We start from the raw sequence: 16,611 nt of genomic DNA on the forward strand, positions 1-16,611 counted from the left end.
AAAAATGCGGGTAGCCCCCCTTTATATGTACAGACAAACCAATTTCCCGCTTAGATATGTAGCCCAGTATATGGGTAATCTTAGCGGACAGTATTCAGCGGTGCGGCAAAGCGCGGGAGAACCGGCGCTGCGGCTGGCTGAGATAACGGAAGAAATGCAGCGCCAGATCGGCAGCCTGGAGCAGGATGACGAGCGGATGGAGGCGATCCGGTTCAAGCGTGACTTCTTCAATGAGCGGGCCAGTGCCGAGAAGCGGTACAGCCAAGTGGAGGCTCTGTTCACAGAGGAGCTGCGCGGCGAGATCCGGCAGGTCTTCGCCTTGCGGCAGCAGCAACGGGAGCGGATGGAAGAGGTGCAGAAGGCATTCGAGGCGCTTGCCGCAGCGGACCGCCGCTGGCTGCAGCGAATCTATCTGGAGGACCGGGAGCTGCGGGATGCGCTGACGTTTGTGAACAGTGCGATTACCGCCAAGCTTGATAAATACCTGCGGACTCCGGCTGAGGAGCATGACCGGAATCTGCGCAAGCTGGATTATACCCTGGTTAAATTTCTGACGCGGGCCAGTATGAAGACCAGCCCCTTCGCGAATCTCACTTATTCCGGAATCGGGAATTTCAGTGGAGTGAGGAAGACAGGCGCCAAGCGGCTCTATCCCCGGCTGAATGATTCGCTGATCCTGCAAATCTACGACAAGCTATTTCTGGAGCCGGAGTGGATTACGCGGCTCGAATACCGCCTGAATGCTACTTGCGTGGAGCTTGAGGGGAAATATTATATTACCGTGCTGCAGAACACCAAGGGTGAACGCCAATTGTACAAATCCAGACAGGGGCTGGTCACACTGCGCGCCAGTGAAGCACTGCGTGAGCTGTTCGGGAGTCTGAAGGAGGCGGAGGTGCTCCCGTATCCGGCGATGCGGGAGGTATTCGGTGCTCTTGGTGTCTCCGGTGAACAGGCAGACAATACGCTGTGCCAGCTGATCAGTAACGGAGTGCTGGAGCGGACGGACTATCTGAATGAGCAGGCCGGCAATCTGACGGAAGAGCTGCTGCTGAAGCTGGAGTATTACGGGGTTGATCATGCGTGTATTCCGCTGCTGCACGAACTGAACGCCCTGACCGGACAATTCAGCGACACACTGGATGTGGAAGCTACGGACCGCCTGTATGCTTGTGCTGAAGCGCTGGCCGCATTGTTCGGTCTGGAGCCGATGCCCCGCCGCAGCCTGCTGTATATTGACGGCATCAATGAGACGGTGCAGACCCAGGACTATCCGGGCCGTGAAGGCCGGCTGGCCCAGCTGTCCCGTTATCAATGGCTGATGATGTGCTTTGATACGGTCGTTAAGATGCAATTCGCCGCCGGGGAGTTCTTCAAGAGCCATTACGGTACAAGTTACGTTCCCGGGAACTCGCAGGAGGCCTCAAGAGTACTCCGGGATATGGCCCAGGTATTCTTCTCGGACCCGGAGTTATTGAAGGAGACGTCGGGACTGTTCAACTGGGATAAAGCCTTCAGCCATAAGAAGACTCAGCGTCTGCACAATATCGCCAGCCGCTTGACGGGATTCCTGAACGAAGCCGCCGCACAGGATGAGATTCTCATCTCCGACACACAGACAGCAGCCTGGCAGAGTGAGATTCAGGAGGTGCTCGGGGACCGGCTGCTCTCGCACTCGTTTTTTGTACAGGAGAGCGGTGAGCGTATGGTACTGAACCATATGTATAAGGGATTCTCGATTTATTTCGCCCGCTTCCTGAAATATCTGGAGGACTCCGGCAGCGAATACGCCGCTTATCTGCGCGAATGCTTCGATGGTAATCAGGTGGCAGATATCCGCAATACCTTCGGCTTCAATGCCAATATCCGTAAGAGAACGGTGCAGAAAGAGATCGCCTTGCCCATTCAGTCTATGACCGAGAGCGGGCAGTCCCTCTCATGGCTGGATTTGGGATTCCGGTACAATCCCTCCACAGAAAGCCCTGAGTTCTTTGATCCTGCGACGGGTAACACCGTACGTCCGCAATTTCTGGGTACGCTGGTGCTGGTAGCCGCCCCGGCCATTCTGACGACCTTCGATATCCTGTCCTCGCATGGGACCAGTTACTTCGACCTTGGGGAGCTGGTTCTGCGTGAACGGCTGAAGCCGGAAGCAGGAATGAATGAGACGGTTATCCATGTTCCCCGGATTTGGCTGGGCGAACATGAACTGATGGTTTCCCGGGAGAAATGGCTGCTCAGTACTTCAGCCTTATCGGGAGCGCTCAGTGAGAAGGACCGCTTCGCAGCCTGGAAGCGCACCCTTGATTATTGTGACAGTAACGGAATTCCTGCCCGCTTCTTCGCCAGGCCGTTCAGCACAAGCACTGAACCGGCTTCAGAGGCGACGGAACGTAAGCCGCAATTCATCAATCTGTCCTCGCCGCTGCTCTTCCAGGTCTTCCTGCAGCTTGCGGCCAAGGGAGAACATCTCTTAATCGAAGAGGAATATCCGGTGGCGGACCCGGAGCGGGATCATGTGCTGGAGTATACCTACGAAATTACATGCGGGGGGGAAGAGGAATATGCAGCTGCGAACTATTAATTGTTATTTATACGACAGCAAAGCGGTTGCCTTACTGGTCCGGTCCATCCTGTCGTTCGTTCAGACCTCTAAGCTGGAGAATCTCATTCTTCAGAAAAGCTGGGTCTATGGGTTCCATCTTAAGGTTACGCTGGATGCCTCTAATGCTAATCCGCAGCTTGAAGAGCTGATCCGCCGCCATGCTGCGCGATATTCCCGTGAGCGGTCTGAGGAGGAATATGTGAAATACGAGCGTATGGTGAATAAGCTGGCCTTGATGGAGGAGTATTCCGGGACGTTCCTGCCGCTTCGCCGTGACGGTGAGGTGACGGTTGAGGAGGGCAGTATGCTGACCCACGGGAACCCGCTGTGCAGCGCCAGAGTGAATTACAGCATTGAGCTGCTTAAGAGCCGGCTGATTGCGGATATTTATGAGTCCTGGGCGGAGCTGCCTGAAGACAGACAGAATGTGGAGGCGGCCAAGATGTTTTTTATTACCGGCAGTCACAGTCCAGGGGGGCTTAAGATAGGGTACCTGTCACTCCGCTCCAATTTCGAATATTTCAAAACCCAGCTGGCCGAGTTCAGAAAAGATGAACAGATGGAGTCCAGAATTCACAAAGCGCTGCACGGACGGACGGATACCGAAAAGGAATTTATAGCAGGCGGAGTGCAAAGCTTCACAGAAGGCCGGTTTGAGCGGGAGTTTATTTTCGGGCGGCTGCGGATCTTCATCAGTTCACTGTGGACAATTCTGGAGCAGGCGTATGAGCGGGGAGAGCTGGTGCATGACAAGCTGTATTACGGCGATGATTTCTTCGAGCGGCATGATCAGGTCAGTGCGTTTCATCAGACTTTTTTCTCTAACCCCGATTTCCTGAAGCATTATCACGACAAAGGGTTCGTCGTCTACCGTTTCGTAGCCGCTGTCCTGTATTCCTTAATGCCGATGCTGGAAATCTCGCCTATGCGCAAGCAGCGTATCACCGGTGTGGCCTCCGAGAGCGTGGAGTCAGGCTACGGGATGGACTGGAAGGATGCTTACAGTTATCTGGAGATGAAGATGGCGGGAGAGAGCGGACATGGCACACTGGTTCATTAGACGGGAGGAGCGGCTGTATCTATATGGCAAGCAGGGGCTGCACCAGTTAAAAGTGAACCCGCAAACCGCCGGGAAGCTTAAGGAGGCCGTGTTCGGTAACCGCTCCGCAAACTGGATGCCGGTTGATGAGGCGTTGGCGGCGCGGCTGCTTCCCGGGGAGCAGCGCTCTGTGCCTGCTGGCGGGAATTCAGATGGTATTCTTACTTCCTGCGGGGAATGGCAACTGCGGGTGATCACTCCGGACAAAGCGCTGCTGCTGCGCAATCTGTCCCCGGATGACGAACCGGAGATCAGCGCTGCCGTGGAGGAAGGCAATCCGCAGTGGAAGAGTGCAGCGGCACAGCCGCTCCTGCTCAGCTATGCCGGAAGTATAGCAGCGGCCTGCGAAGGACTGAAGGGGGAGGAAGCACAGGCAGCCAAACGCGTCATTCAGCTTGACCTTAGCGGCGCTAAGCGAGTGGTTGAGCCCAAACGGCTGCTGGCCGATATTCTGCGTTCTGCTGCGCGGGAAGAGGGGAGCTGTTCTGCAGAACCGGCGGAGATTGTGAATTGGACCACTTGCCTGGATGCCCTGGAGCGTCTGGAGAACCAGCTTGTGCACAGCTTTGTGTTTCATGGAAATGATCTCTTGCAGATTCCCTATAAAATAGCCACCGCTTCAGACGGAAGCTACCATAGCGGCGAGGGGAATGCAGAGCAGATCGTCCGCGCCTCCTGCCGCAATCTGGAGCGGCTGCTGAATCAGGTTCATCCCGGCCCGCCCGGACAATGGCTGGTTACGGCCGGGCGGCAGCACAGATTGGAACGGCTGGCCGGGCAGCTCTTCATGGCATGGGAAGCTGAGGAAGGCCCGGCAGCGCTGGAAGGCCGGATGCTTGCTTTCACAGCGCTTGCGGGGAATACGCGGATACAGGCCATGATTCGCCGTTTCGTACCTGATGCGGAGCAGCTTGAGATCTATGTGGAGCGGATTCCGGGAATCCGCGCTTACCGTGCTGCTGCCGGGAGAGCAGGCGGCGCCTGGACCGGCTGCTGCTGCGCTCCCGATCAGCAGGAAGCCATTCAGGAAGCGTTAATCCGCTTCTACGCTCAGGTGCAGCAGAATGGTATCCGCACTTCGCTTGCATATTCCGCAGGTGAGCAGACCAGCGCTGCACCGGCGGGACAGCCGGAGCAGGAGCTCACGGAAGCCTTTCAGGACAGATATGACAGCCGGGAGCTGTTGATCCCGGTCCTGGAGAATACGGGAATAACCATCTTGCAGGTGCAGCGAAAGGAGGAGGGGCTATGAAGGAAGCCGTGTTATACCGGACGGACAGTCTGTTTCTGCGGGAGGTTGTTCTTGAGCTGGAGAAGCAGGAGATCCCTTACCGTTTGACGGATGAGCGGTCTGCAGCAGACGGCTCCGTGCTGTTTGTCATCCTGGATCAACTGCTGGCGGAGGAACTTAGTCCCTTCTACCGGGAGACTCCCGGTCCGGGCGGAATCTTCTTCCTCCATCATCTGCTGGACACGCTGCTTGCGGGTCCCCTGTACCATCAGGCAGACGCCGGGGGCTGCATGGCCTGCCTGGCGCAAAAATATAAGGACACCGGAAGGGAAGGATTGTTGCCGCTGCTCTATGGCGAGAAGACGGAGTATGTGCCTCAGCCGCAGGCGGCAGGATTCGCTGCCGATTGTATCCGCGGTGCCCTCCTTGCGGCGGATCATCTTCACCGTTACATAGGCCATGTTGAGCATATCCACTGGGATGCCTTGCGCGTGGAGGGGGTTCTGCTGCGCAGGCATGACGGCTGTCCCGTATGCTCCGGCACGGCTCCATCTGTGACTGCACCGCGCCATCCACAGACGGCAGATACGGTGAAGCAGGGCAGCCGTATCTACCGGCTGCGCTCAGAGATGAATACAGAGGCGATCCTGCGCAAGTGGTATGATCCCGATGGCGGAACGATCACCCACCGCTACCGCGAACTGCGTTCCTCCTATATTGAAGCGGGCGGAATGGAGCTGCGGATCGGTCCGGCTTATGTGGAGACCGGCTTCGGCCGGGCTTACCGGCGGCAGGATGCCATGAAGCTGGCGGTGCTTGAAGCCCTGGAGCGGTATTGCGGAATGTGTGACCGAACCGCACCTGCGGCGAAGAGGTTCTCCTATGAGCAGGTCTCTGAGCAGGCGGTGGACCCTGCGGTATTCGGTCTGCACGACGTTATAGCCATGGCGCATCCGGCCTTTAGGTTGCTGCAGTACAAGGAAAATCTGCCTGTATACTGGACGCCGGTGCTTTCCATGAAGGAGCGCAGGGAAGTACTGGTGCCGGAGCAGCTGGTGTACTTCGCAGACGGACATTTCAGAAGCGGAACGAACAGGTTCGTCTACGACAGCTCCAATGGCCTGGCACTGGGCAGCACCTGGGAAGAGGCGGCCTTGCATGGCCTGTTCGAGGTCATCGAACGCGATAATTTCCTCTGCGCCTGGTACAACCGGCTTCCCCTGCGGGAGATTGACATTTCCGGCAGTCCGCTGGAGGAGCTGAAGCAGCTCATCTATTTCTTGGAGCTGGAAGGCATTCAAATCCGCTTCTTCGATATTTCAATGGAGCTTAAGGTGCCCAGTGTATGGGCGCTGGCGTATGATACGCGCGAGGGGGCTGTCATGAAGGCCTATAATGCCGCCGCCGCCCATATTATTCCCGGTAAGGCTGTGGAATCCGCAGCGATGGAAGTCATCACCTCGCTGCCGATCTATGCGGCAGAGCTGAAGGAAGGCGGCCATGCATTCACAAGAGCGCAGCAGCTTGAGAATAATCCGGGGGCGGTCACCGAATTCGAGGACCATGTTCTGTATTATGCCAGCGAGAGCAACTGCCGCCAGGGACTGGATTTTGTACTGCGGGGGGATGGGCGGCAGAAAGCTTCTCTGGAGGAACTCTACCCGGATGCCTATGACCCCGGAGGCCGGTTCACTCATGATGATCTGGCCGGTGATCTGGAGGAGCTGGCCGCTGCCGTCATTGACCATTACGGGGAGCTGTATATAGCCGATGTGACTCCGGATGAAGTGGCGGACTTCGGGTACCGCGCGGCCAAGGTGCTGGTTCCCGGCATGCTGCCCATGACGTTCGGGGAGCAGCATAGACGCGTGATTATGGAAAGACTGATCCGGGAAAGAGAGCGGCGGGGGCTGGGAAAAGATTTCACGGTGAACCCCGATCCGCATCCATTCCCGTAAGGAGGGACATTTATGCAAACGTGGAAAAGCTACAGGGTGTATTACCAGTTCCAGCCGGGGTATGACGGACTGATTCTGCTGCTGGCCGAACAACTGGAGCGGCTTGCGGCCACGGGAAGAATCTCGAAATGGTTCTTCCTGAGGTATTGGGAAGACGGCCCGCATATCCGGGTGCGGTATCTGATGGATGGAGAGCTTGGGGAAGACGAGCTGTTTGACAGGGTGAGAGCCTATATACAGCGTTATCCCTCGGCCCGCAGGCTGAGCAAGGAAGAATACTTCCAGGGTCATAAATTCGACGGGGAGCCGCTGGAGCTGCAGAAACTGGACTGGTATGAGGAGGGCGAGATTATCAGCAAGCCGTATGAACCGGAATTTGAGCGCTACGGCGGTACGGCATTGATGCCGCTGACGGAATCCCTGTTCATGGAGTCCAGCAGGCTGGCCGCCTGTATCCTGGAGCTGACGGCCGGCAGTGCCTTCACCCGGCGCCTGCTGACGGGAATGCGGGTGCTGGAAGAGCTTGCGGAGAGTCTCTTTACACGACTTCCCCGTCTGGGGGAGCTCCAATCCTTTTACCGCAAGAGTGCGGAGAGCTGGCAGCGGCTGTATCAGCTCGGTGACATGGAGCTGATAACCAAGCTGGTCCGCTGGTGTACAGCGCACCCGGACTGGCGGGAACCGGTGGATCGTCTGCTGCTCAGCGAGGGGAATTACGGACACCTGCGGACCGCTCTGCTGGAGGGCTATGCCGCCATTGCAGCAGCGGAGCAGAATGAACAGCGGGTAAGATCCATTCTGTATTCGCACCTGCATATGCTGAACAACCGCTGCGGAATCAGTCCGGAATATGAATATGCGCTGTACCGGACGCTCTCTAGTCTCACAATTAATCAGGAGGTGGGTTCAAATGTTACCGTCCCATAATCAGATATCCGAGTTCTATGATTATGATCTGCTGTTCGGGGAAATAGCCGGGGAGGAGCCTCGCTCTGTGGCCTGGAGATTCAACCAGCGGCCGCTGGACAACTACGAGTTCCCCGGCAATGAAGTCCCGCTGGAGGAATACCTGGACAAGGTCAGCCTGGAACGCGGCCCGTCCCTGCCGGAGGAATACGAGGTACGGCTCGACAAGCTGCTGCTGAAGCGCAGATCTACACTGCTGGGCCAGATGGGGGCGTCCTGGTCACTGGGCGAGCTGGCTGCCCTGCTGTGCTGGTCCGCCGGACCGCGCGATGAGCAGCGGCATATGGGCAGCCATCATGCAGGCAAACAGATCTCCATGCGGACCTATCCTTCGGGCGGGGCGATGTATTCGATCAAGCTGTATATGTATATCCGCGGAGTGGAAGGGCTTGAGGACGGTGTGTACTATTATGCGCCGCTGCAAAAAGAGCTGTACCGGTTCCGCAGCGCACTGCCGCCGGAAGAACTGGAGCGTCTTTTCCCCATGACCCTGTACAAGACGGATGCGAGAAGCCTGGCGCTGGAAGGGGCATCCATTCTGCTGTTCTTCATGGCGGATTTGAAATACAGCTTCAAGAAATACGGCCGTCTGGCCTATAAGCTTGCCCTGCTCGAAGCCGGCCATATTGCCCAGAATGTACAGCTGCTCAGCACCGCCATGGATAAGAATACGCTGCCGATCTGCGGGTATTTTGCGGACAAGGTTGAGGAGCTTCTGCTGTTAAGGGAGCATAAATACCAGCACTGTGTGTATGGCATAGTGCTTGGCTAAACGAAGGAGGAGAAGAACATGTTGAATGCTTTTTTTGAACTGCAGGCAGCAGAGGATACTCTTCAGGTCATGAATTGCTACCGCCGGACCAGCCCGCTCTACACGATCTCCCACCGTGATCCGGTGCGGCTGAAGCGGGTGCTTGAAGACCGTCAGCTCTCTGCTGACTCCAAGGGGGCGGGGCGGCTGTATGAGAATGGCATCCTGGTGGACCCTGTTCATCTGGCGGCGCTTGAGCGCTTCAAAGAGATGTTCACAGGTGTGGATGCCGACGTGGACCCGTATGCTCTATCACTTGTGCTGACCAGCGGGTATCTGCGCTCCGAGATTCGGGTCATACGGTATGCCGGAGCCGGTGTCCCCTTTGCTTATGCTTCAGCCCCTTTAATCAAGGATGAGAATGCCCCGCAGCATCATCTTGTAATGTACAGTGATCCCTTGCAGCTGCGGAGACTGCGTAAGGAGGTTGATTTGAAACGCAGGGATACTATATTTCTCTGCCGGGTAGCAGAAGGCGGGATTACGGAGATCGGGCCGGTCTACGCGCTGCATCCATCCTTTTGCTTCGACTGCCTTATCGACAGGCTTCAGACCTATCATATCCGCTGGACAAGCCCCCTGTCAGGGGAACGGTCTGCTGTGCTGGAGGAGGAATTCCTGCGCGCGCTGGTCGATCATTACAGCTCATACATTACGCTTCTCTCTAACGTACATGAGCGTAAAATTGTATTAGATGCTGGTGCAATGCATTACACCAGCCTGATTTCCCCGCGTTCCGCTCATTGTCAATGTCAGAAATAGAGAATGAGAGGATTTCTTTTACAGGAAAACAATGGAATTCCCGGGCCGTATCTATTAAAATGAACCATGAGAAGCAGAAGATGATAGATACAGAGGCGGGGGACGGTTCATGGAGTATTTTATAGTAAACGTAATGACCGAATTTCAGACTCAGATCGACCGGTACTTCAGGGTGAAGCTGCTGCACGAAGCGGCCCAGGCGGCCATCAAGATAAAGTGTTCAGAATCATTGCTGTTTGGTAAAATGACCCTGCTGCACTACCGGATGTTCGGCGGGAAGGATACCGGGATATATAAAGCGGCTGCTGCCGTGGAAATGATGATTCTGGCGCTTGATATTATCGATGACATACAGGATGAGGATCATACAGATATGCCGTGGTGCCGGATGCCCAAGGAGATCGCCCTTAATCTGGCCCTCGGTTTCCTCAGCCTCTCCCAGGAGGCTCTGCTCCGCAGTGGTTGGCCTGCCGAACAGGTCCGAAGCATTGCAGCATTATTCAACGATCAGCTTCTGGCAGCCATTAACGGACAGACGCTAGACCTGCTCAATGAAATTGAGACCGAAGAGGATTACCTCAGCATGGTGCGGCAGAAGTCAGCGGCGCTCCTTGTATGTGCCTGTATGACCGGTGTAATTCTGGCTACGGGAAGTGCAGATCAGCGCGTAGCCGAATATGCCGAAGAGATCGGAATTGCTGCCCAGATCAAGAATGACTACCGGGATCTGTTGAACTGGGATGGCAAAAATGATTTCATCCGCCGCAAGCGGACGTTGCCCCTGCTGTTCCTGCTTGCAGAGATCGGGGAGAACGATAAGTGGATTGCGGAATGCTTTGCCGGCAGCCTGGAGCCGGAGGATGTGCTGCACCGGTTCGCGGAATTCGGCGAGGCGGTGGAACGTACGGGCACCCAGCTGTATACCTCGGTGCGGATGCGTTCGCATTATTACCGGTTTCTGGAGGTCATTGAACGTATGGAACTGGATTCCAAGTGGCGGGATCTCATTATTGAGGCCGCAATGTAGTGCCCGGAGCCACGCAATACCGCATGCGGGGAACCGCAACAGATTGGCGGTAATTACGGGCTATAATGTCGTTTTGCCCGGGGGGATAACCTGATATATTGGTTGCAGGAAGAAGAAACGAACCAATAATAAGGGGGAGCAAATTATGTTACAAGAAATCATCCGTAAGCTGGTAAAAGAGCCGGGGTCCCTAATGCAGCTACAGAGCGGACAGCTTCAGCTTGCCGGAATGTCTGTGCTGGAAGAGCGGGCCCTGATGGATGTTATGAACAGCCGCGATAAAGATAACGGCCAGACTCTTCTTAGAGAGATGTACTGGTGTTAAAAGCATATAATTTATTCCTGGAGGCTTGTCTCATTGCCTAAATTATCTAGCCATCATCCCAAAATTATTGCGGGCCTGTCCATTTTTGTTCTCTTGGCCGCATATTTGACCTATGTGATTCTATCACGCCCTGTGATAGGAATCGATGTGAAGTTAACGCCGCAAGGCGGAGTTACTGTAACTAGCGTTGCAGCGGGCAGCTGGAGCGAGCATAAAATTCACCCCGGAGATACGGTTCTTAAGGCTAACGGGGAAGATCCGCTGCTTCTGGAGACGATCCGCAAATACAACAGTATTGAGAATGTGGATTCACTCGTCATTCAGCATACGGAACCGGGCGGCAACCCGGTGACTTCCAGCTTGGAGGTTGAGCCGGGCTTGTCTGCGCATGAGCTGATCTTCCGTCTGGTGATCCCCGGCATTTCTTTGCTGCTGCTCTTCGGATTCTCCGTATACGTATACCGGAAAAAGCGGAATGACCGTGCTGCGCTGCAGCTCATTCTGTTTTTTCTCAGTATCGGGCTAAGCTACTTCAGTTCAACGCCCTCCGGGATGGCGGATAAGGTTGGGAGAGTGTGTCTGGGTACCAGCTTCGCTGTTGTTCCCGTTTTTTTCGTTCACTTTATGCAGGCTTATCTTCAAAGGTTCAAGGAGCCGTTCCTGTCCAGAGCCGTTCTGAACGTTATGTATGTCTGTGCAGGTCTGGTAAGTGTGCTGATGATTCTGGATGTGGCGCTGACCCGGCGGATTCATCCGCTTGAAACGCAAACGCTGCTGATCTTTTTTGTAGCCGCTAATTTCCTGATTGTCTATAAGCTGATTTCGGGCTTCCGCCAGCACCGGGCAGGTGAGCTGCATACCTTGTTCAAGTTTGCCTTGACGGCGCATGCGGTGGCTTTTTCACCGTTCCTGCTGTTTAACGCTTTGCCAGGACTGTTTGGCGTGACGTTTATTTCCGCAGAAATGACCGCGATCTTTGTATATGCGATTCCTGTGGTCTACTTTTACCTTTTCGTGACCCATAGACTGTTTGATATCGATTTTCTGCTTAACCGGCTGTTCTATTATACGGCGCTGTCGCTGGTTCCCGCGCTGCTGATCCTTGGTGTTATGGGCCTGCTGATTCACCAGAATCCGTACGGCTGGATTGTCTGGGTGCAAATTTTTCTCGCGGTATATCTGATGATCACGCTGTTTCTGTTCTTCAAGGAACTGATGGATTACCGGCTGCGTCCTTATTTCATGAAGGATTTACAGGATTTCCAGGGGAGTATTGACCGTTTCTCCAAACGCATCTCGAAGGTGATGAAGCGGTCGGACCTGGAGCAATTTCTGGAGCGGGAGATTGGACTGGTGCTGGCGGTACGTACGGTTTCTTTTCTGGAGATTACGCGCGGGAGTGAGCAGGGTAAGGCGAGTGTGACCAGTGACGGGAGAGCCGATCCGCGGATAGAGCAGGACCTGGAGCAGGCGGTCAATGGTCTTGCCGCTGGTGAAATGACCCGGATGTATCAGGGGATTTGCCTGGTGATTGGAAATTATGGTCCCTCCCGGCATATTCTCTGGCTCGATGACAAAACAAACTACACCAGTTTTAACTATGCTGAGAAAAACTGGCTGAAAACCTTAGCGCATTATAGCAGCATTATCTACGAGAACCTGTATCTTGTAGCGGGATTGATTGAGAATCTGGAGGGTGAAATCAAGAACCGCAATGCGCTGGCTCCGCCATGGGTGCTGCGTCTGATCTTCACCCTGTCAGAGAACGAACGCCGCCGGCTGGCCTCCGACCTGCATGATGCGGCACTTCAGGATCAGCTGATCTGGTACCGCAAGCTGGAATCGCTGATGCTGGACTACCCGATGGAGCCTGGCCTGCTTGTTCAGCTCGACCAGATTAAGGAAGGGCTCCTTGATGTAATCCATCAGATCCGGCAGACCTGCAATGAGCTTAGGCCGCCGCTGTTAATGGAGATGGGGATTGTGGAAGCCTTGAAGCAGCTGATCCAGCAGGAGCAGATCCGTTCCGATTACACGGTAGAGCTTCAGACGGAGCCTGATACCATAGAAATGGATGATGTCCAGATTCTGGCGGTGTACCGCATCGTTCAGGAGCTGCTCAGAAATGCAGACAAACATGCCAAGGCCTCACACATCATATTGTCGCTGGAATCCCATAGCGGTAGATTATACTTCTATTATAAGGATAACGGGAAAGGGCTGGATCTCAAGGAGCTCAAGGATTCATTCGGTCACATGGGGATATCTGGTATTCAGGAGCGTGTGCGGAGTCTGGACGGCGAGATCAAATTTGCATCGGCGCCGGATCAGGGTTTTGAAGTACGGCTTGTGCTTCCGCTGACAGCCGGCATTCAAGAAGGAGGTTATGATGATGATTCGTATATTACTGGTTGACGATCATCCATCGGTTTGCGAAGGGACCAAAAATATGATCGAGCAGGACCCCGAGATGGATGTAACCGTGTCGTACAGCTCACCGGAGGCCCTGGAAATGGCTAAATCGGGGGAATACGACCTGATGCTGTTTGATCTGAATATCCCTGTACTAAGCGGACTTGAGCTGACCAAGCGGCTGATCAGCATCAATCCGGAATTCCGGATTCTGATCTATACAGGCTACGAGATCAGCTCAAACTTCAACATTCTGGTGGAAGCCGGCGTCTCGGGCATAGTCAGCAAAACAGCGAGCAGAGAACAGCTGCTTACCGCCATCCGCTGTGCGCTCCGGGGAGAATCCGTTATCCCTGTCAGCCTGCTCAGGCAGCTTCGCCGCAGTGACATGCGGGTGTCTGCCTCCCGTGATGAGCAGCAGATGGAAGATATCTCTATTAACGAGCGGGAGCAGGAGATTCTGCAGGAGGTGGCGGACGGCCGCAGCAATAAGGACATTGCCAGTAAGCTGCTGATGAGCCAGCGTACCGTAGAGTATAATCTGACCCGGGTGTTCGAGAAGCTTGGCGTTCATTCCCGTTCCGAGGCTACGGTGAAGGCCAAGCAACTGGGACTAATCGGAGACCGCAATTTCTTATAGGCCTCCCCGCTCGTACCAATACCCCGGAATTCCCCGCGCAAGACGCAGCAGTGCTTCCAGGAAGAAATAATCGCCCCAGATCATGAAATCATCCGGGGAGGCGTTGCCTCTGACCGAATAGGAGCCGTGCCGCAGAAATCCCTCTTCTGACGGGTGGCCTGCGGTGAAGTAGTGACTGATCAGCGAGTCCATGGATTGGTTCACAGCATTACTGAAATAGTCCCTGTCCGGATCATTCCCCGGCAGATGCTCCAGCAGCTCCAAGAGACCGCATACGGTGATGGCGGAGGCGGAGCTGTCGCGCGGGGTACCTTCCTCCTGCGGAGCATCGAAATCCCAATAAGCTACATGGTCAGCAGGGAGATGCTCCACGAAGTAGCGGGCCATTCTTTTGGAGGCTTCGAGGTAATGAGGCTCCTGGAAGCTGCGGTAGGCGAGAGCGAAGCCGTAGACACCCCAGGCCTGTCCCCGCGTCCAGGTGGAGCCGTCCTGATACCCTTGTGCTGTTCCCCCGCGAAGGGCATCCCCCGTCTGCTGGTCGAAATAAAAGGTATGGTAAGAAGAGTCGTCGCCCCTCACCAGGAAGCGGCGGCTTGTCTCGGCGTGAATACGGGCTGCCCTGGCATAGGCCGGGTCGCCGGTCTGTCCGCTGGCCCAGCAGAGGAGCGGCAGATTCATCAGGCAGTCGATAATGATCCGTCCGCCGTTGTCTTCATCGCCCTCGGCCCCCCAAGCCTGAAAGAGCTGCGGACCGGGGCGCCAGCGCTTCATTAGCTGGTCCGCTGCCTGCAAGGCGAGCAGGCGCGAGGCTTCATCCTTGTCTGCAATCCAGCGGGCCTTGGCCGAGAGCGAGTAGAGGAAGCCGATGTCGTGGTGATCCAGCGCCTGCCCGTCCCGCATGCGCTGGCGGAAGGAGTCAGTCGCCTGGATGGCGGCGGCACGAATCTCCGGGTCCCGGCTGTATTCATAGCTTAGCCATAGAATGCCGGGCCAGAAGCCCTCCGTCCAGTTGGTGTGGTCGGTCAGATGATATTTGCCGTCCCCCATACTTACAATCGGAAACCTCTCCCCAAATCGCTTCACATTAAGCCGCGTAGTCGTAAGCGTCTGCTCAATCGCCTGCTCCCAGTTCATCATACCCGCCATAACCTCCATAATATCGCTATAGTGTGCTCAACCACATTATAAGCCGATCAAGCTGTAGGTTTGTTGCACAAATCTATAGATATATTGCGGATCTGCTATCAACGGACCTGCCCGTAGACGCTCCAGCTGTTGACTGAATGACCGGCGGCGAACAGACAGGCCGGAACAATGAACAGCCAGGACTGGAGCCAAACGCCAAGCAGCAGGAAATAGAGGGCCGGGAAGACGGCCATAGGAATGGGGATGCCGAGCCAAGGCTTGAACAGCACCGCAAAAGCTCTCCCGCTCCGGTAATAACGCACCCAGCAGCCGTAGTAAACCAGCATGCAGAGTGCCATCATTCCAGCGGATACTCCCAGGGGCTGAGCAGAAATCATTCGGCCGAAGAGAATAGGCATCATGAAGCAGGTGATCTGGCCTGCCCGTTCCAGGAGCGTGAAGACCAGCGGGGCGGAGTCCAGGGAGCCAGGAACACTCCGGGGCGGGAAGAATAGGAATATCAGATTCGGCAGTAATACGAGTAATGAGATGATAAAACCCTGAGCATGCAGTCCCATCGCAGAAATCCTTCTTCCTTTGCATAGATAGTGACCATACCTGACAAATACATGGCAAAACTCTATAATTGCATTATATATCCTAGAGAGCCTGGAGCGGGAGGAAGACATGCAATTTCAACCTATATATGAAGACGGAGAATTAATAATGCCGAAGCTCGAGCTTGATCTGTCAGCGAACTCTTCGGTTGGTATTATCACAGATTTGAGGCGCAAGCAATTGTTAATGGAGCAATTGTCCCGGGATTCCGGCAATTATTTGTCGTGGGCCGGGCAGAACGAATATATGCGGCTCACGGTAGAGGAGCTGATCTCGTTTCTGATCCGGATGTCGGGACGCGAGGAGCGGGCGGCTGTGTTAACTGATTATTTTGCGCTGAAGGAGGAACGGAAGGTCAGATTGATGCAGCTCAGCTCTTCGAAAAGGGTGTATGTGACCCTGCTGCGGGCTTTTTTCGCCCATCAGTCCACGCTCGTATTGGAGGAGCCGTATTTCTATCTGGAGGAGCAGGACCGCCGCCAGCTGAAGCGGATACTGGATGACCTGGCGCAGCAGAAAAGGCTGCTCATTCTGACCTCGAATCTGGAGGATGCGCTGATCTCCTGTGATGTCATCTACCGGCTGAGCGGGTCCGGGCTTCATCAGCTGGATATCCGCGATTCGGAAGAGGACAGGCAGGAGGCACAGAAGCAGGATGAGGCCAACATCACCTTACAGAAGGTCTCGACCAAACGGGAGGATAAGGTGATCTTATTTGACCCGCCTGAGATTGATTTTATTGAAAGTGTAGAAGGCTCTATCCTGGTGCATGTCGGCGGTGAGCATTATGACTGTGCCCTGACCTTGACCCAGCTCGAAGCGCGGCTGCTGAATTTCGGCTTCTTCCGGTGCCACCGGTCCTACATCGTCAATCTGCAAAAGGTACGCGAGATCATTACCTGGACGAAGAACAGCTACAGTCTGCGGCTGAACACCGGCAAGGAGGCCGTGGTCCCGTTATCCCGCTCCAAATTGCAGGAACTTAAGGCACTGCTTAAGCTGTAAAAGGTACCGTTCAGGCCGGAATGGGTA

The 16,611-nt window shown here is 55.2% G+C and carries 14 protein-coding genes; 12 read left to right on the forward strand and 2 right to left on the reverse strand.

Features of this window, described 5'->3' with window-relative positions; all coding sequences use genetic code 11:
• Positions 1-25 precede the first annotated feature (25 nt).
• The 11 genes from NSU18_RS27215 to NSU18_RS27265 all read left to right on the forward strand — a co-directional run bounded on the left by NSU18_RS27215 (position 26) and on the right by NSU18_RS27265 (position 13,836).
• Entirely contained in the window at positions 26-2,584 is a 2,559-nt protein-coding gene (locus tag NSU18_RS27215) for a lantibiotic dehydratase (RefSeq protein WP_341150521.1), read from the forward strand.
• Positions 2,565-3,665 (forward strand): hypothetical protein, encoded by a 1,101-nt coding sequence (locus tag NSU18_RS27220; RefSeq protein ID WP_341017280.1) that lies wholly within the window; start codon positions 2,565-2,567, stop codon positions 3,663-3,665. The genes NSU18_RS27215 and NSU18_RS27220 overlap by 20 nt, the downstream gene beginning before the upstream one ends.
• Positions 3,646-4,956, forward strand: a complete 1,311-nt coding sequence (locus tag NSU18_RS27225) for a hypothetical protein (protein ID WP_341150522.1) — start codon at positions 3,646-3,648, stop codon at positions 4,954-4,956. The genes NSU18_RS27220 and NSU18_RS27225 overlap by 20 nt, the downstream gene beginning before the upstream one ends.
• Complete coding sequence (locus NSU18_RS27230) at positions 4,953-6,893, forward strand: YcaO-like family protein (protein ID WP_341017283.1); 1,941 nt, start codon at positions 4,953-4,955, stop codon at positions 6,891-6,893. Before NSU18_RS27225 ends, NSU18_RS27230 begins: the two co-directional genes overlap by 4 nt.
• A gap of 12 nt (positions 6,894-6,905) precedes the next feature.
• Positions 6,906-7,820: a thiopeptide-type bacteriocin biosynthesis protein gene (locus tag NSU18_RS27235; RefSeq protein WP_341150523.1), complete on the forward strand. Its 915-nt coding sequence runs from the start codon at positions 6,906-6,908 to the stop codon at positions 7,818-7,820.
• Complete coding sequence (locus NSU18_RS27240; RefSeq protein WP_341150524.1) at positions 7,804-8,631, forward strand: SagB family peptide dehydrogenase; 828 nt, start codon at positions 7,804-7,806, stop codon at positions 8,629-8,631. The genes NSU18_RS27235 and NSU18_RS27240 overlap by 17 nt, the downstream gene beginning before the upstream one ends.
• 18 nt (positions 8,632-8,649) lie before the next feature.
• Complete coding sequence (locus tag NSU18_RS27245; RefSeq protein ID WP_341150525.1) at positions 8,650-9,432, forward strand: hypothetical protein; 783 nt, start codon at positions 8,650-8,652, stop codon at positions 9,430-9,432.
• A gap of 109 nt (positions 9,433-9,541) precedes the next feature.
• Positions 9,542-10,459 (forward strand): polyprenyl synthetase family protein, encoded by a 918-nt coding sequence (locus NSU18_RS27250; RefSeq protein WP_341150526.1) that lies wholly within the window; start codon positions 9,542-9,544, stop codon positions 10,457-10,459.
• A 145-nt stretch (positions 10,460-10,604) separates the two neighbouring features.
• Complete coding sequence (gene comX, locus NSU18_RS27255; RefSeq protein WP_341150527.1) at positions 10,605-10,784, forward strand: competence pheromone ComX; 180 nt, start codon at positions 10,605-10,607, stop codon at positions 10,782-10,784.
• Between the two features lie 33 nt (positions 10,785-10,817).
• The gene (locus tag NSU18_RS27260) at positions 10,818-13,199 is read left to right on the forward strand and encodes an ATP-binding protein (protein ID WP_341150528.1); all 2,382 of its coding nucleotides are present in this window, start codon (positions 10,818-10,820) and stop codon (positions 13,197-13,199) included.
• Positions 13,177-13,836: a response regulator transcription factor gene (locus tag NSU18_RS27265; RefSeq protein ID WP_341017290.1), complete on the forward strand. Its 660-nt coding sequence runs from the start codon at positions 13,177-13,179 to the stop codon at positions 13,834-13,836. The genes NSU18_RS27260 and NSU18_RS27265 overlap by 23 nt, the downstream gene beginning before the upstream one ends.
• Here the strand turns inward: NSU18_RS27265 and NSU18_RS27270 are convergent.
• Positions 13,831-14,973, reverse strand: a complete 1,143-nt coding sequence (locus tag NSU18_RS27270; RefSeq protein ID WP_341150529.1) for a glycoside hydrolase family 88 protein — start codon at positions 14,971-14,973, stop codon at positions 13,831-13,833. The two genes, NSU18_RS27265 and NSU18_RS27270, sit on opposite strands and share 6 nt — an antisense overlap.
• Positions 14,974-15,080: 107 nt before the next feature.
• Entirely contained in the window at positions 15,081-15,539 is a 459-nt protein-coding gene (locus tag NSU18_RS27275; RefSeq protein WP_341150530.1) for a hypothetical protein, read from the reverse strand.
• Between the two features lie 148 nt (positions 15,540-15,687).
• On the opposite strand from NSU18_RS27275, the gene NSU18_RS27280 reads away from it, so the two are divergent.
• Complete coding sequence (locus tag NSU18_RS27280) at positions 15,688-16,584, forward strand: LytTR family transcriptional regulator DNA-binding domain-containing protein (RefSeq protein ID WP_341150531.1); 897 nt, start codon at positions 15,688-15,690, stop codon at positions 16,582-16,584.
• Positions 16,585-16,611: the final 27 nt, after the last annotated feature.

The sequence above is a fragment of the Paenibacillus sp. FSL H8-0048 genome (assembly GCF_038002825.1).
Classification (GTDB): domain Bacteria; phylum Bacillota; class Bacilli; order Paenibacillales; family Paenibacillaceae; genus Paenibacillus_AQ.

Excerpts from the sequence above, each read along its gene's own strand:
- NSU18_RS27215 (WP_341150521.1), top strand. The coding sequence starts at position 26 with ATGTACAGACAAACCAATTTCCCGCTTAGATATGTAGCCCAGTATATG.
- NSU18_RS27220 (WP_341017280.1), top strand. The coding sequence starts at position 2,565 with ATGCAGCTGCGAACTATTAATTGTTATTTATACGACAGCAAAGCGGTT.
- NSU18_RS27225 (WP_341150522.1), top strand. The coding sequence starts at position 3,646 with ATGGCACACTGGTTCATTAGACGGGAGGAGCGGCTGTATCTATATGGC.
- NSU18_RS27230 (WP_341017283.1), top strand. The coding sequence starts at position 4,953 with ATGAAGGAAGCCGTGTTATACCGGACGGACAGTCTGTTTCTGCGGGAG.
- NSU18_RS27235 (WP_341150523.1), top strand. The coding sequence starts at position 6,906 with ATGCAAACGTGGAAAAGCTACAGGGTGTATTACCAGTTCCAGCCGGGG.
- NSU18_RS27240 (WP_341150524.1), top strand. The coding sequence starts at position 7,804 with ATGTTACCGTCCCATAATCAGATATCCGAGTTCTATGATTATGATCTG.
- NSU18_RS27245 (WP_341150525.1), top strand. The coding sequence starts at position 8,650 with ATGTTGAATGCTTTTTTTGAACTGCAGGCAGCAGAGGATACTCTTCAG.
- NSU18_RS27250 (WP_341150526.1), top strand. The coding sequence starts at position 9,542 with ATGGAGTATTTTATAGTAAACGTAATGACCGAATTTCAGACTCAGATC.
- comX (WP_341150527.1), top strand. The coding sequence starts at position 10,605 with ATGTTACAAGAAATCATCCGTAAGCTGGTAAAAGAGCCGGGGTCCCTA.
- NSU18_RS27265 (WP_341017290.1), top strand. The coding sequence starts at position 13,177 with ATGATTCGTATATTACTGGTTGACGATCATCCATCGGTTTGCGAAGGG.
- NSU18_RS27270 (WP_341150529.1), bottom strand. The coding sequence starts at position 14,973 with ATGATGAACTGGGAGCAGGCGATTGAGCAGACGCTTACGACTACGCGG.
- NSU18_RS27275 (WP_341150530.1), bottom strand. The coding sequence starts at position 15,539 with ATGGGACTGCATGCTCAGGGTTTTATCATCTCATTACTCGTATTACTG.
- NSU18_RS27280 (WP_341150531.1), top strand. The coding sequence starts at position 15,688 with ATGCCGAAGCTCGAGCTTGATCTGTCAGCGAACTCTTCGGTTGGTATT.